The organism is Allobosea robiniae, from assembly GCF_900102525.1.
Taxonomy (GTDB): domain Bacteria; phylum Pseudomonadota; class Alphaproteobacteria; order Rhizobiales; family Beijerinckiaceae; genus Allobosea; species Allobosea robiniae.
Window position 1 is genome coordinate 244430 of the sequence record NZ_FNBZ01000007.1, and the last position, 13822, is coordinate 258251.

The 13822-nt window shown below is 66.0% G+C and carries 15 protein-coding genes; 2 read left to right on the forward strand and 13 right to left on the reverse strand.

The features are described from left to right. Positions 1-26: 26 nt before the first annotated feature. The 9 genes from ehuA to ehuR form a co-directional block, all read right to left on the reverse strand. A complete protein-coding gene (ehuA, locus tag BLQ70_RS20025; RefSeq protein ID WP_091860382.1) occupies positions 27-806 on the reverse strand; it encodes an ectoine/hydroxyectoine ABC transporter ATP-binding protein EhuA in 780 nt (259 codons plus the stop codon). Then, positions 803-1495: an ectoine/hydroxyectoine ABC transporter permease subunit EhuD gene (ehuD, locus tag BLQ70_RS20030; RefSeq protein ID WP_061966090.1), complete on the reverse strand. Its 693-nt coding sequence runs from the start codon at positions 1493-1495 to the stop codon at positions 803-805. Before ehuD ends, ehuA begins: the two co-directional genes overlap by 4 nt. A 10-nt stretch (positions 1496-1505) precedes the next feature. Beyond that, positions 1506-2171: an ectoine/hydroxyectoine ABC transporter permease subunit EhuC gene (gene ehuC / locus BLQ70_RS20035; RefSeq protein WP_091860385.1), complete on the reverse strand. Its 666-nt coding sequence runs from the start codon at positions 2169-2171 to the stop codon at positions 1506-1508. A gap of 80 nt (positions 2172-2251) precedes the next feature. Next, on the reverse strand, positions 2252-3103 hold the full coding sequence (gene ehuB / locus BLQ70_RS20040) for an ectoine/hydroxyectoine ABC transporter substrate-binding protein EhuB (RefSeq protein ID WP_091860388.1): 852 nt from the start codon (positions 3101-3103) through the stop codon (positions 2252-2254). 105 nt (positions 3104-3208) lie between these two features. Further along, on the reverse strand, positions 3209-4222 hold the full coding sequence (gene doeB / locus BLQ70_RS20045) for a N(2)-acetyl-L-2,4-diaminobutanoate deacetylase DoeB (RefSeq protein WP_091860391.1): 1014 nt from the start codon (positions 4220-4222) through the stop codon (positions 3209-3211). Between the two features lie 4 nt (positions 4223-4226). Then, the gene (gene doeA / locus BLQ70_RS20050; RefSeq protein ID WP_091860394.1) at positions 4227-5405 is read right to left on the reverse strand and encodes an ectoine hydrolase DoeA; all 1179 of its coding nucleotides are present in this window, start codon (positions 5403-5405) and stop codon (positions 4227-4229) included. After that, complete coding sequence (gene eutC, locus BLQ70_RS20055) at positions 5402-6415, reverse strand: ectoine utilization protein EutC (protein WP_091860397.1); 1014 nt, start codon at positions 6413-6415, stop codon at positions 5402-5404. Before eutC ends, doeA begins: the two co-directional genes overlap by 4 nt. After that, on the reverse strand, positions 6412-7440 hold the full coding sequence (gene eutB, locus BLQ70_RS20060) for a hydroxyectoine utilization dehydratase EutB (protein WP_091860400.1): 1029 nt from the start codon (positions 7438-7440) through the stop codon (positions 6412-6414). Before eutB ends, eutC begins: the two co-directional genes overlap by 4 nt. Before the next feature lie 127 nt (positions 7441-7567). After that, positions 7568-9022, reverse strand: a complete 1455-nt coding sequence (ehuR, locus tag BLQ70_RS20065; protein WP_091860403.1) for a MocR-like ectoine utilization transcription factor EhuR — start codon at positions 9020-9022, stop codon at positions 7568-7570. A 60-nt stretch (positions 9023-9082) separates the two neighbouring features. Here ehuR and BLQ70_RS20070 point away from each other — a divergent pair, with 60 nt between their 5' ends. Continuing rightward, positions 9083-9556 (forward strand): Lrp/AsnC family transcriptional regulator, encoded by a 474-nt coding sequence (locus BLQ70_RS20070; RefSeq protein ID WP_091860785.1) that lies wholly within the window; start codon positions 9083-9085, stop codon positions 9554-9556. Positions 9557-9625: 69 nt separating this feature from the next. Here BLQ70_RS20070 and BLQ70_RS20075 read toward each other — a convergent pair whose 3' ends face one another. Genes BLQ70_RS20075 through BLQ70_RS20085 form a run of 3 tightly spaced genes read right to left on the reverse strand, consistent with a single transcriptional unit; the run spans position 9626 to position 11771 of the window. Beyond that, entirely contained in the window at positions 9626-9871 is a 246-nt protein-coding gene (locus BLQ70_RS20075; RefSeq protein WP_091860406.1) for a hypothetical protein, read from the reverse strand. Positions 9872-9899: 28 nt separating this feature from the next. Further along, the gene (locus BLQ70_RS20080; protein WP_091860409.1) at positions 9900-10874 is read right to left on the reverse strand and encodes a quinone oxidoreductase family protein; all 975 of its coding nucleotides are present in this window, start codon (positions 10872-10874) and stop codon (positions 9900-9902) included. Positions 10875-10919: 45 nt separating this feature from the next. Then, positions 10920-11771 carry a Bug family tripartite tricarboxylate transporter substrate binding protein gene (locus BLQ70_RS20085; protein WP_170843482.1) on the reverse strand — a complete coding sequence of 284 codons (852 nt, stop codon included), beginning with the start codon at positions 11769-11771 and terminating at the stop codon, positions 10920-10922. Between the two features lie 388 nt (positions 11772-12159). Here BLQ70_RS20085 and BLQ70_RS20090 point away from each other — a divergent pair, with 388 nt between their 5' ends. Continuing rightward, positions 12160-12987 carry a GntR family transcriptional regulator gene (locus BLQ70_RS20090; RefSeq protein WP_139163599.1) on the forward strand — a complete coding sequence of 276 codons (828 nt, stop codon included), beginning with the start codon at positions 12160-12162 and terminating at the stop codon, positions 12985-12987. A gap of 18 nt (positions 12988-13005) precedes the next feature. Here the strand turns inward: BLQ70_RS20090 and BLQ70_RS20095 are convergent, their stop codons facing one another. Beyond that, the gene (locus tag BLQ70_RS20095) at positions 13006-13764 is read right to left on the reverse strand and encodes an enoyl-CoA hydratase/isomerase family protein (RefSeq protein ID WP_091860418.1); all 759 of its coding nucleotides are present in this window, start codon (positions 13762-13764) and stop codon (positions 13006-13008) included. Between the last annotated feature and the right edge of the window lie 58 nt (positions 13765-13822).

Genomic DNA, 13822 nt, shown 5'->3' on the forward strand with positions numbered 1-13822 from the left:
GGCGCCGATAGATTGTCGGCGCGACTTCAGCCCAGTACCGAGGCCAGGAATTCCCGGGTGCGCGGCTGCTCCGGCGCGCTGAAGATGCGCTCCGGCTCGCCCTGCTCGCAGATCCGGCCCTTGTCGAAGAAACAGACCCGGTCGGAGACCTCGCGGGCGAAGCGCATCTCGTGGGTGACGAGCAGCATGGTGAGGTCGTGCTCGCTGGCGAGGCCGCGAATGACCGAGAGCACCTCGCCGACGAGCTGCGGGTCGAGCGCCGAGGTCGGCTCGTCGAAGAGCAGCACGCGCGGGCGCATGGCGAGCGCGCGGGCGATCGCGACGCGCTGCTGCTGGCCGCCGGAGAGCTGGGCCGGGTAATGGTCCTTCTTGTCGGCGAGCCCGACCATGGCGAGGAGGTCGACGGCCCGGCATTCGGCCTCGCCGCGCGGCAGGCCGAGCACGCGCAACGGTGCCTCGACGACATTGCGCAGCACGGTCATGTGGGGAAACAGGTTGAAGCTCTGGAAGACCATGCCGACATGGCTGCGGATCTGGCGCAGATGCCCGTCCGACGCCTTGAACGGCCCGCCGGCATTCGGCTCGTGATAGGGCATGCCGGCGAGCGTCAGCCGGCCCTCCTGGAACGGCTCCAGCGTCATTAGGATGCGCAGCACCGTCGACTTGCCCGAGCCCGACGGGCCGATCAGCGTGACCTTCTCGCCGCGGGCGACGCTGAAGTTGAAATCGTCGAGCACGGTCAGCGCGCCGAAGCGCTTGGTCACGCCGGCGAACTCGATGATGGGCGCATGAGTGTTCTCGGTCATCGCAGCGGGATCCCTGCTTTCGGCAGCGCCTTCTGCAGCCGGTGCAGGCCGGCCGAGCAGATCAGCGTGAGGAGGAGGAAGATCAGGCCGACCAGCGTCAGCGGCACCAGATATTCGAAGGTGCGCTCGCCGATCATGTTGGCGAGCCCCATCATCTCGAGCACCGTGACGACGGAGAGCACCGGCGTCTCCTTGATCATGGCGACGAGGTAGTTACCCATCGCCGGCAGGATACGCGGCACGATCTGCGGCACGACGATGTCGCGATAGGTCTGCATCCGGGAGAGGTTCAGCGCGGTCGCCGCCTCCCACTGCCCACGCGGCACAGCCTCGATGCCGCCGCGATAGACCTCGGAGGTGTAGGCCGAATATTGCAGCCCGAGCGCGATCGCCCCGGTCAGGAAAGCCGGCAGTGTTATCCCGTAGTCCGGGAGCACGTAGTAGAGGAAGAAGAGCTGCACCAGCAGCGGTGTGTCGCGCAAGAACTCAACGACGACAGCCGTCGTCCAGGACACGGACGTGAACCGGCTGCGGCGCAGCAGCGCGAAGACGAGGCCGAGCACCAGCGCGATCGCGAAGCCGGCCGCTGCCGCCTGCAGGGTCACGGTGAGACCGATGAGGATGATCGGCAGGATCGAGGACGCGTAGGTCAGCGGTGTTGTCGTATCCCATTCGAAGCCGTACATCATGCGCGGCTCCTCACGAATGCGCCGCGCGCGGGAAGGCCGCACCGCGCCGGACGAGCCGCTCGATCAGCCGCATGAGCAGCATCAGCACCAGCGACATCGCGAAATAGCCGACGAGCGTCAGGCTGTAGATGCCGGCACTGTCGAGGGTGAGGTTGCGGATCGACTGAGCCCGGAAGGTCAGGTCGGCGATCGAGATCAGCGAGACCAGCGAGGAGAGCTTCAGGGTTTCGATGGCGAGGTTGCCGAAGGCCGGCATCATCTCGACCAGCGCCTGCGGCAGCGTGATGTGGATCAGCGTCTGGGCCCGGCCGAAATTCAGGGCCCGCGCCGCCTCATGCTGCTGGACCGAGACCGATTGCAGCGCGCCGCGAACGATCTCGGAGCCATAGGCGCCGACATGCAGTGAGAGCACCAGGATGCCGGTGGCGACCGGCTCGAAGCTGATCCCGACCAGCGGGAGGGCGTAATAGAACCAGAACAGCTGGACGAGCAGCGACGTCCCGCGGAAGAGCTCGGTGTAGCAGAGCGCCACCATCGACAGCACGCGCCCGCCCTCGGCGCGGGCGATACCGGCCGCGAAGGCCGCGACCGCGCCGATCGCGATCGCCGACACGGTGATCCCGGCGGTGATCAGGGCCCCGCGCGACAATGCAGGCAGATAGGACAACCATTCCATCCGGCAGGCTCCGCGACAACGTTGAACAGGCGTGGAGTTCCGCCCGCCACCGGGCGGGCGGAATGATGTCGGCTAACGCCTCACTTGCCGGCGCAGAGGTCCGCGACCTTGCGATCCGCCGCCGCCTTGATGCTGGCTTCCGACAGTCCGTAGGTGCCCAGAATTTTCTTGTAGTCGTCGGTCTTGCGGAACTCGACCAGCGCGGCGTTGAAGGCGTCGCGCAGCTCCTTGTCCTCGGGCCGGAAGGCGAAGCCGCCGAAATTGCGGACAGGCTTGCCGTTCACCACCGGGTCGGTGAAGGGCGCGACCTGCTCGACATTGGCCTGGCCCTTGGCGAGCGAGGCGACAGTGAGCTCGGTCGCAGCATAGGCGTCGGCGCGGCTCTGGACGGTGGCGAGCGCGTCGGCATTGGCCGTGATGAAGATCACCTGGCTGTCCTTGACGCCGACGGCGCGCAGGAAGTCGATATTGTTGGCGCCGGAGACGACCGCGACCTTCAGCGAGGGGTCCTTGGCGATGTCGGCATAGGTCGTCAGCTTCTTCGGGTTGCCCTTCTTCACCAGCAGGCCCTCGCCATAGGACGAGTTCGGTTCGGTGAAGGAGACCTGCTTGCAGCGCTCCGGCGAGATGTTCTGCTCGGCCGCGACGAAGTCGAAGCGCTTGGCCTTGAGGCCGGGGATCAGCGTGCCGAACGGCGTGACCGACCAGTTGGCCTCGGCGATGCCGAGCTTCTTCAACACGGCATTGGCGACGTCCGGGCCGATGCCGGCGGAAGTGCCGTCATCCTTCATGTAGGAATAGGGCACCTCGTTGGCGGTCGCGACGCGGATATAGCCCTGGTCCTTGACGTCCTTGAGCGTGGTGGCGCCGGCGGCGGCAAGCCCGGTGGCGAGAGCAATGGCGGAGAGACCCGCGATCTTCAGAAACGGCATGTGCAATTCTCCTCTGGTTGATGTTTCTCCGCGTGCCGATTGCTTCGGCTTGGCTGGCGTCTTCGCGCCGGCGGATTGGCTTGGACCGGTCGCCGGCCGAATGGGTCAGGGCGCCTCCCTCAGCACGGCGAGGACGGAGAGGCAGTCGCCGGCCTTGATCAGCCCGGGGACGTGACGCGCGGCGAGCACGCCGTCCATGGCGGCCCGGTACTCGGCCGGCGCGAGCCCGGTCTTCCCGACGGGATAGACCCGGACGATGACGTCGCCGGCGCGCACCGGCGCGCCGAGGTCGTGCTCGAAAACGATCAGCCCATCATCCCCGGCGAAGGTGAAGCAATCGGCCGAAGGCATGTCGAGCCAGCGGGTCGGCGCCGTCTCGGGCGTTCCGGCAAGGATGCCAGCGTGCCTGAGCAGGTTGCCCGCGCCGCGCCGTGCGACGCCGATGCTCGTCGCGCTCGCCGTCCCGGCGCCGCCGAGCTCGGTTGTGACGAAGACCTTGCCCATCTCCTCGACGGTGGTGTCGAGCATGCCGACGGCGTCGATCTCCAGCATCTTCATCGAGTAGGGCGCGGAGAAGGCCGCGACCGCCGCAAAGCAGCGTGCCTCCTGCGCCTTGTCCGGCAGCTCGTGCGCGGCGGCATAAGGCAGGAAGTCGAGCGTCTTTCCGCCGGAGTGGAAGTCGAGGACGATATCGGCGAGCGGTACGAGATGGCGCGTGACGTAATCCGCGATCTTCTCGGTGACATTGCCATCCGGGCGGCCCGGAAAGCTGCGATTCATATTACCCTTGTCGATCGGCGAGGTCCGCGTGCCCGCGCGGAAGGCCGGGTAGTTCAGCGCCGGCAGGATGATCACCCGGCCCGAGACCTCGGCTGGATCGAGCGAGCGTGCCAGCTCGAACAGCGCTGCCGGCCCCTCATATTCGTCGCCATGGTTCGCGCCGGTCAGCAGAGCGGTCGGCCCCTCCCCGTTCGCGACGACGCAGATCGGGATCATCACCGAGCCCCAGGCGCTGTCGTCGCGGCTATAGGGCAGGCGCAAGTGGCCATGCTGCACACCCGGCGCCGAGAGGTCGATCGTCGGCGTCACCGGCGAGGGGCGGGGTGAAGCGGTCAGCATCGCATCACTCCTTGACGAAGAGCTGGCGCGGCACGTTCGACAGGCATTCGACGCCGCGCTCCGTGATCGCGATGCTTTCGGTGATCTCGAGGCCCATATCCTCGAGCCAGAGGCCGGTCATGAAATGAAAGGTCATGCCGGGCCTGAGTTCGGTCCGGTCACCGGGGCGCAGGCTCATGGTGCGCTCGCCCCAATCCGGCGGATAGGACAGGCCGATCGGATAACCGGTGCGGTTGTCCTTGATGATCCCGTACCGCTTGAGCACCGCGAAGAAGGCGTTGGCGATGTCCTCGCAGGTATTGCCCGGCTTTGCCGCGGCGAGGCCGGTCTCCATGCCTTCGAGCGTCGCCTTCTCGGCGTCGAGGAAGGCCTGCGTCGGCTTGCCCAGGAAGACGGTGCGCGAGAGCGGGCAGTGGTAACGCTTGTAGGCGCCGGCGATCTCGAAGAAGGTGCCCTCCCCCAGGCGCATCGGCTTGTCGTCCCAAGTCAGATGCGGGGCCGAGGCATCGGCGCCCGAAGGCAGCAGCGGCACGATCGCGGGATAGTCGCCGCCGAATTCGGGCGTGCCGCGGATGCCGGCATCATAGATCTCGGCGACGAGATCGCATTTGCGCATGCCGGGTTCGACGACCTCGACGATGCGCTGGTGCATCAATTCGACGATGCGGCCGGCCTTGCGCATGTAATCGAGCTCGGTCGCGCTCTTGACAGCACGCTGCCAGTTCACCAGCCCGCCGGCATCCGTGAAGCGCGCGTTCGGCAAGTGTTTCTGCAGCGAGGCGAAGGCCGCCGCCGAGAAATAGTAATTGTCCATCTCGACCGCGATCGAGAGCTTGCCCCAGCCACGCTCGGCGATGATCTGCGCGAGCAGATCCATCGGGTGACGCTCGGTCGACTGCACATAGTGGTCGGGATAGCCGATGATGCTGTCATGGCCGATATAGGCGGTGCGCTTGGCGCCGTTCGCATCCTGCTTGCGGCCATACCAGATCGGCTCGCCGGTCGGCGGCACCAGCACGCATTGATGGACATAGAACGACCAGCCATCATAGCCGGTGAGCCAATGCATGTTGGAGGGGTCGGTGACGACCATCAGTTCGACCCCGGCTCGCTCCATGGCGGCGCGGGTCTTGGCGAGGCGCTCGGCATATTCCTCGCGGGTGAAGTTCAGGGTCACGGTCACGCGGTGTCTCCCGCTTCGGCTTTGGTGTCGATGGTCTGCCCGGCGCCGGCAGTGCGGGCGCGGGCGGCGGCGAGATTGGCGATCGCGGTGTCCTGCACGCCGGTGCCGGTCAGGTCCGCCAGGGTGATTTCGTCGGTGCGTGTCCGGCCGGGGCGTTGGCCGGCGATGACCTCGCCGAGCTCGGCGAAAGCCTGGTCGGCGCTGGCGGAACCGGCGCGGATCGCATGGGCGAGCTCGCCGAGCCGCCGGGTCTGGCTAAGCCGGTCGGCGACATAGGTGGCGCGGGCGAGGACGGTGGGGTCGATCTCGTTCTTGTGCTCGCTGTCGGAGCCCATCGCAGTGATGTGCTGGCCGGGCTCGATCCAGTCCGCCATCAGGATCGGTCGCTCGGCCGGCGTCGTGGTGACGATGATATCGGCGCCTTTAACGGCGGCCTGCGGATCGGCGATGGCGGTGACGGCAAAGCCGAGCTTGCGGGAGAGCTCGGCCGCGGCCTTGTTCGCCTTCTGCGCATCGCGCGCCCAGATCCGCGCCTCGCGGATCGGCCGCACCAGCGCCAACGCTTGGAGTTGGAGTCCCGCCTGCATTCCGGCGCCGAAGATGGCTGCGACCGCGGCGTCCGGCCGGGCGAGATGACGCGCTGCGACGGCTCCGGCCGCGGCCGTCCTGACATCGGTGAGATAGCCATTGTCGAGAAGCAGCGCCTCGACGAGGCCGGTCCTAGCGCTGAACAGGATCATCAGCCCGTTGAGGCTGGGCAGGCCGAGTCTGGGATTGTCGAAGAAGCCGGGGCTGACCTTGATCGCGAAGCCGTCGAGGCCCGGCACATAGGCCGTCTTCACATCGACCTCGCCGCGGTGCTCGGGAATGTCGAGCCGCAGGATCGGCGGCATGGCGACCGGCTTGGTCGCGAGCGCTGCGAAGGCCGCCTCGACACAGTCAACGGCGCTCAGGTCGAGCCCGACGATGCGGCGCAGCTCCGCTTCGGTGAGGACGAGCATGCGGCTCATGCGGCGGCTCCGGAGACGATGCGCCGGTGCACGGCCTCGTCGATGTTGCGACCGGAGGCGATGAGCGCGGTCGGCCCCTGCGGCTTGACCTTGCCGGCGAGCAAGGCGGCAATGCCGACGGCGCCGGCGCCCTCGACGATCTCGCCCTCCACGAGCGCGGCATGGCGGATGCCGGCGGCGATCTCGGCCTCGCTCAGCAGCACGATCTCGTCGATGAGGTCACGGCACAAAGCGAAGGTGATGCGGTTGGACAGGCCGATGCCGCCCCCGAGCGAATCCGCCAGCGTTGCCTCTTCGACGACCTCGACGGGCCGGCCGGCCGCAATCGCTGCGGCCATCGCGGCACCACGCACCATCGAGATGCCGACGATCCTGACGGAAGGCTGCAACGCCTTGACCGCGACGGCGATGCCAGCCGCCAGCCCGCCGCCCGAGAGCGGGATCAGCACGCAGGCGAGCTCCGGCAGGTCCTCGATCAGTTCGAGCCCGATCGTGCCCTGGCCGGCAACGACGTCGGGATGGTCGAAGGGCGGGATCTGGGTGAGCCCGTGCTCGGCCACCAGCCGCTCGACCTCGGCCTGCGCATCGTCCTGCGAGCGGCCGACGATACGGACTTCGGCGCCCAGCGAGCGGATCGCCTCGATCTTGTTCGCGGGCACGAGCGCCGACATGCAGATGGTGGCGGCAAGGCCAAGTTCGCGGGCGGTATAGGCGACAGCGCGGCCATGATTGCCAGTCGACGCGGTCACCAGCCCGCGTCGGCGCTGGTCTTCGGTCAGCGCCAGCACTGCATTCATCGCACCGCGCAGCTTGAAGGCGCCGATCGGCTGGCGGGTTTCGAGCTTGAGATGGACGGGCTGGTCGCAGAGACGACTGAGGGAAGGCGAAGTTACAAGCGGTGTGCGCTCGACCCGTCCAGCGACCCGAGCCATGGCGGCTTCCACCTCGGGCAGCGCGACAGCGGCCGGCGGCGTGGCCGGTCGATCTGCCTCGGCAGTGAAAAGACGCGGTTTTGTCACCGGCATGTCTCCCTCGCTTGTCATGCTGCGAGGGAGAAAATTTCATGTCAATTATTATATTGTCATGATCCAATTATGCCAAACCTGCACCGCAGGCGACAATGACATGGACAGAGGATCCTGCTCGCCGCTCTCAGCCGATAGCGCCGATATCGAAGACCGGCGGCAGCTGCTCGAAGGTCTGGCGCACCGTCGTCAGCGTCCGCGCCAGCAATTCATGGCTCATCCGCCCGCCCAGACAGATGCGAAGGCCGCCGCCATGGCCCGCGCCAGCCACGAACGGATCGGACGGCGTCACGGCGATGCGCCGGTCGGCGAGCGAGCGCACCAGGCTATCCTCGGTCCAATGCGCGGGAACCTTGAGCCAGGAGCAGAGCGAGAGTGGATGGCTCGAGGCGACATGGCTTCCGAGCGTCTCCGCGACGATGCGCTGGCGTGCCGTCGCCTCCTCGCGCTGGACGGTGAGCAGCCTTTGCGCGGTACCGTCCTGGACCCAGCGCGTCGCGATCTCGGCCGGCAGATAGGTGCCGCTCCAGCTGGTCACGCGCAGGATCGAGGCGGCGCGGATCGAGTATTGAGGCGGCACGACCAGGTAGCCGACGCGCAGGCCGGTCAGCACCGTCTTGGTAAAGCTGGTGAGGAAGAAGCCGAGATCCGGCAACATCGCGGTGATCGACGGCAACGGTTCGGCGATCAGCGGCTTGTAGACCTCGTCCTCGACGACGAAGACGCCATGGCGCTGCGCGATCTCCGCGATAGCGCGGCGTCGCTCGGGGCCGGCGACATGGCTGGTCGGATTGTTGAGCGTCGGGATGAGCACGAGCGCCCGCACGCCGCCGGCGCGGCACGCCGCCTCGAACGCATCGGGGCGGATGCCTTCCTCATCGGTCGGCAGGCCCTTGAGGCTGAAGCCGAGGACATTGGCGAGGCCGATGACGCCGTGATCGGTCAGGTTCTCGGTCAGCACGAGGTCGCCGGCCCGGACCACGCAGGCCAGCGCGAGGAAGAGCGCATGGGCGGCGCCATTGGTGATCAGGATGCGCTCGACCGAGGTCTCGACGCCGAGCGGCCCGAGCCAGAGGCGCGCCGCTTCACGATGGTGGTCGAGCCCCGCGATCGGCCGGCACGGCCGCATGAAGGCGCTGCTGTCGCCCTCGGCCAAAGCTGACAGCGCCTGGCGCGAGGCCACCTCATGGGCATCGAGATAAACCCCGCGCACGATCGAGAGGTCGACGACTTCGGTGGGGCTGCGGTCGAGCATCAGCCGGCCCGCCTGTTCGGTGACGCGGCTCTTCACGAAGGTTCCGCGCCCGACCTCGCCGCTGAGATAGCCGAGGCGCTCGGCCTCCTTGTAGCTGAGGCTGACGGTCTGGACGGAGATGCCGAGCGCATGGGCGAGGTCGCGATGCGTCGGCATCCGGTCCATCGGCTTCAGGATGCCGGCGTCGATATCGGCGATAATGCGCTCGGTCAGCGCAGCATGCTTGGTCGCGCCCTTCTGCTTCGTCAGGACCGGGCGCCATTCGACGGCCTTCTCGACGATGGGAGAAAGCCTGTTGCCGGAAGGCCGTTCGGCTTGACGGAACATGATATTGTCTCGTTCTTATAAAGAGGCATTCATGACATTATGCACCCGCGGTCCCAGAAGATGAAGCTCGATCCCATCGATCTCAAGATCGTCGCGGCCCTGCAGCGCGACGGCCGCATGACCAAGCTCAAGCTCGCCGAAACGGTGGCGTTGTCGCCGGCTGCCTGCTGGGAGCGGCTGCGCCGGATGGAGGAGGCCGGCGTGATCAAGGGCTATTCCGCGATCGTCGATCTGAAGCCCGATGCCCCGCGCACCACGGTGATCGTCGAGATCAGCCTGAAGAGCCATCAGCAGGCGGATTTCCGCCGCTTCGAGGAGGCCGTGGCGAGGGAACCGGCCATCGTCGCCTGCGACGCGACCGGCGGCGGTATCGACTACATCATGCGGGTGGTCACGCCTGATATCGACGCCTATCAGCGCCTGATCGACCGGCTGCTGGAGCCGGCGATCGGCATCGAGCGCTATTACACATATGTCGTGACCAAGAGCGTCCCCCTGGTCGAAATGCACGCGATCCCGAGAGATCAGCCTTGAGCCACGCAATAAGAAACAGACACCAATCTCGGCTTGCGGGAGAGAGCGTCCACAAAAGCCCAGGACTGTTCAGCCGGAAGCCCATCGCGCCTGCACGGTCGCGACCGTTGGATGCCGCGCCAGGCGGTCTTCGATATGAGCCAGCTGGATATCCGAAGGGGCCGACACAGCCAGCTTGAACTCGGCAGTGTCTGCCGACGAAGCGGAAGCCGCAATCTCGTTCAACGCCCAGCCGAAGCGCTGAACGTCCGCGAGCACGCGGCTTACGGAATCTCCGAGATCCGACGTCACGACGTTGATGACGACGCGGTTCAATGAAAATCCAGGCACGGTGCGACGGGACCTATGGCAGCAGGATGGTGGAGCCGACGGTGCGCCGGCCTTCCAGCCTGGCATGCGCCTCGGCGGCTTCCGCCAGTGGGAGGCGCAAGCCGATATCCGCCTTGAGAATGCCTTCGCCGATCAACGCAAAGACTTCGGTCGCCATCTCCCTCAACGCGGATGGGTTGCGCAGGTGATGAAAGATGATCGGCCGGGATAGTGAATTTGAGCGCGCGGCGAGTTGCGAAACCTCGAACGGCGGCACCGGGCCGGAACTCTGCCCGAAATTCACCAGCTTCCCGAAATACGACAGCGCGGACAGCGAGGACTGGAAACTGTCGCGCCCGACCGAGTCGTAGGCCACGGCGACGCCCTCGCCCTTGGTGATGTCCATCACCTTGCCGACCAGCTCCTGATCGGAGCTCGAGAACACATGCGCAGCCCCCGCCGCACGCGCGACCGCTTCCTTGCGCGGATCTCCGACCGTTCCGATGACGACGGCACCAAGGTGATCGGCCCAGCGGCAAAGCAGCTGGCCGACGCCCCCGGCAGCAGCATGCACGAGAATATGATCCCCCGGACCGACCGCATACTCCCTGCGAAGCAACATGCAGGCAGTCAGCCCCTTCAGGATCGTCGCGGCAGCGATCTCATCATCGATGGTGTCAGGCAGCTTGAGCGCAAGGTTCTCGGGCAGGTTTCGATGCGCGGCATAAGCTCCGTAACTGCCCGTGACATAGCAAATCCTGTCGCCTGGACGAAAATCCCGGACCCCTGAGCCGGTTTTTTCGACGATGCCGCTGGCCTCAATGCCCGGAATGCCGGGTAGCGCGAGCGTGCGATACAGACCCGAGCGAACATACACGTCGTGAAAATTGACGCCTATGGCGCTCTGTCTGATCCGCAATTCGCCAGGGCCGGGATCCGGCAGGTCGACCTGCTCCAGCTTCAGCTGGTCCGGCCCTCCATGGCTTCTGAGGATGATTGCCGGCGTCATCGTGAAGTTCCGGTGAGGGCTCGATCAAACTGCATGTGCCGCGCTTCAGGTGACGATCTTCAAGCCGGTGCGCTGGCTGATCGAGCGAAACCTTGCATTTTCCGCCATGACGATCTCGCGGGTGCTTTCGGGAGTGTTGGGGCCGTCCCACGCCTGCATCCCGGCTTTGAGGAACCGTTCCCGCGTGACCGGCTGGTTCAGCGAGGCGGCTCCGGCCTTGTTCAGCTTGGCCAGCACCTCGGGCGGCAGGCGCGCCGGCCCCTGGATCAGGTAGTAGATGTTCAACTCCATCTCCGGCATCCCGAGCTCCCTGAAAGTCGGGATGTCCGGGAACAGCGGAAACCGGTTGGGGCTCGTCACGGCAAGCCCCTTCAGGGCACCGCCGTTCAGAAGTCCCGTCGCCGACCCCAGCGAGGCCACGCCCCAGGCCGTCTCGCCGGTCGACACGCTCAGCACCGCCGGCGCACCACCACGATACGGTACATGGCGCGACTGGTTGGCGGGGCCGGCAAGGGTTCGCAGCAATTCGGCACCGATATGAGGGATCGAGCCGACGCCCGAGCTGGAATAATTCAGCTCCGCGGATGCAGGCGTACGGAGAAGCTCGATGGTCTCTTTCACTGTCTTCGCCGGAAAGTTCGGCGAAACGATCAGGACCATGGGAGCCGTACAGACAGTCGCAATCCAGTCGAAATCCTGGACCGGATCATATTTGACGCCGGTCTCATGCATCGCCGGCCAGATCGCGAACGAGGATGATTCCGACAGAAGCAGGCTATAGCCGTCCGGCTGCTGGCGCGTCAGCCATGTCGCGGCGACGGTTCCGCTGGCGCCCGGCCGGTTTTCGACGACCATTCGATATCCGTCCAGCTCCTTTGCCATACCCTCGATGATCAATCGCGAGGCGACATCCGTCGAGCCGCCGGCAGGATAGCCATTGGACAGGATCGGGGGCCGGGTCGGAAACGTGCTCCCGAAGGCCTGCGTCGCGGAGAGGCCGACGGCGGCAAGCCCGATGATGCATTCGCGACGATCCATCGCATTCTCCTCCCCGAATTTCTCAGGCGTCATCGCCATTCATTATTTTATTCGAATGATAGTGCGGAGCTTCCGGACGTCAACCCGAAAGCGGCGAAACCGCAACGATTTCCCGACAGCGGCCAGAGGAAGCGCACGGGCATCTCCGGGCACCTGGAATGCCTTCGACTTTCGATCGGCGCTGCCTTGCCGTGGCCGGCTGCGCGGCCGGCCGGCATAGCCCCTGCCATTTCATTCGAAGAACAGTGTGCAGTTCGTTCCGGGGACTATGATTCGGCGCCGGAGCAAGCTATTTCACGGAGCGAGCGGGGATTTTGCGTGCGAGAAGAAGCAGGACATGTCTGAGGGCACCAGGACCACCGGCGGACATGCGGTCCTTGCGGATCTGCTGCGCGACGAAATCGGCGGAGGGACCTACCCTGTGGGCAGCCGCTTCCCGACGGAGCCCGAACTGCAGGAGCGGTTCGGCGTGGGTCGCCACACCATCCGTGAAGCTCTGAAGCTGCTCGCGGAGCAGGGCATCCTCGGGCGCCGGCGCAAGACGGGCACGACGGTGCTGGCCCAGCGGCCGGTCGCGCCCTATGTGCATTCGCTGCGCGACCTCAAAGGGCTGTTCGATTTCGCCCAGAGCACCCAGCTGGACGTGCGCCATTACGGCTTCGCCTCCAGCGTGGCGAAATCGTTCGAATCCTTCTCCGGACTTCGGGAAGGCCGATGGTTGCGGGTTGCGGGCGTGCGATCGACACGCAACGACCAGCAGCCCCTATGCTGGTCGGAGGTTTTCGTGCCCGAGAAGCTAGCCCCGGCCCTCGAAGCCATCCAGCAGGGAGACAGGGCGATCTACGAAGTCATCATGGATGAGCAGGGTCTCAAGCTCGACTATGTCGAGCAGGAGGTATCGGCGACGACCATGCCGGCGGCGATGGCCGATCTGTTGCACGCCGGTACCGAAACCGCGGCCCTGGCCGTGAAGCGGCGCTATGTCGCCAATAACGGGCAGACATTCGAATTGTCCTACAATCTCTATCCGGCGACGCGCTATTCGGTCAGGAGCGTCATCCGCCAGCGGATCTGAGAACGGTTCGGCGCGGCCTCATCGTCCGGTAAAGTTCGGTTTTCGTCTTTCAAGGAAAGCGGTTCGCCCTTCCGCGTGGTCGGCCGTTTGCAGCAAGGCCGCCTGGGTGTCGCGTTCCCAGTCCAGCACCTGGTCGAGCCCCCGGGCCAGGGCAGCCCGGGTCTGCGCCGTCGCCAGGGGAGCCAGTTGGCTGAAACGGCCGGCAAGCGCCAATGCCCGTTCGAGCAGCTCGCCCGAAGCCACCGTTTCATCGGTCAATCCAATGCGGCCGGCGCGCTCGGCATCGACCACCTCGTCATACAGCAGGAACTGGCGCGCCCTTGCGGGCCCGATGCGGGCCGGCAGGGTATGCAGCAGGCCGAAGTCCGCGATCAGTCCGATCTGCGGAAACCCCGCCCGGAAGCGTGCGCCGGGCGTGGCGATCACCGTGTCCGCCGCGAGTGCGAGACCCAGCCCGGCCCCGACCGCCCAGCCCTCCACCGCTGCAATCACCGGCTTCGAGCCCCGGATCATCAGCCGCGTCAGCTCGTGCACGCCGCGAAAGCGCTCGCGACCGGCGGCCAGATCCGTCGATTGATTCATCGAGTCGATGTCTCCGCCCGAGCAGAAATTCCCGCCGGCGCCGATGATGACCGCCGCACGCAGATCGCGATCCCTTTCGAACCTGAGGAAAGCTTCCAGCAGTCCTTCCCTCAGCGGCGCGGAGAGGGCGTTTCGCTTTGCGGGATTGTTCAGGGTCAGGACCATGGTCGTGCCGTCGCGGGCAGTTTCCAACATCAGCCTCTTCCTTTTGATAATAAGTTCGAATTTAATAGCGAGTGAGATCGCCCCCGGC

Bases quoted from the DNA above. Each gene is read 5' to 3' on its own strand.
- ehuA (WP_091860382.1), bottom strand. From the start codon at position 806: ATGACCGAGAACACTCATGCGCCCATCATCGAGTTCGCCGGCGTGACC.
- ehuD (WP_061966090.1), bottom strand. From the start codon at position 1,495: ATGATGTACGGCTTCGAATGGGATACGACAACACCGCTGACCTACGCG.
- ehuC (WP_091860385.1), bottom strand. From the start codon at position 2,171: ATGGAATGGTTGTCCTATCTGCCTGCATTGTCGCGCGGGGCCCTGATC.
- ehuB (WP_091860388.1), bottom strand. From the start codon at position 3,103: ATGCCGTTTCTGAAGATCGCGGGTCTCTCCGCCATTGCTCTCGCCACC.
- doeB (WP_091860391.1), bottom strand. From the start codon at position 4,222: ATGCTGACCGCTTCACCCCGCCCCTCGCCGGTGACGCCGACGATCGAC.
- eutC (WP_091860397.1), bottom strand. From the start codon at position 6,415: ATGAGCCGCATGCTCGTCCTCACCGAAGCGGAGCTGCGCCGCATCGTC.
- eutB (WP_091860400.1), bottom strand. From the start codon at position 7,440: ATGCCGGTGACAAAACCGCGTCTTTTCACTGCCGAGGCAGATCGACCG.
- ehuR (WP_091860403.1), bottom strand. From the start codon at position 9,022: ATGTTCCGTCAAGCCGAACGGCCTTCCGGCAACAGGCTTTCTCCCATC.
- BLQ70_RS20070 (WP_091860785.1), top strand. From the start codon at position 9,083: ATGAAGCTCGATCCCATCGATCTCAAGATCGTCGCGGCCCTGCAGCGC.
- BLQ70_RS20080 (WP_091860409.1), bottom strand. From the start codon at position 10,874: ATGACGCCGGCAATCATCCTCAGAAGCCATGGAGGGCCGGACCAGCTG.
- BLQ70_RS20095 (WP_091860418.1), bottom strand. From the start codon at position 13,764: ATGTTGGAAACTGCCCGCGACGGCACGACCATGGTCCTGACCCTGAAC.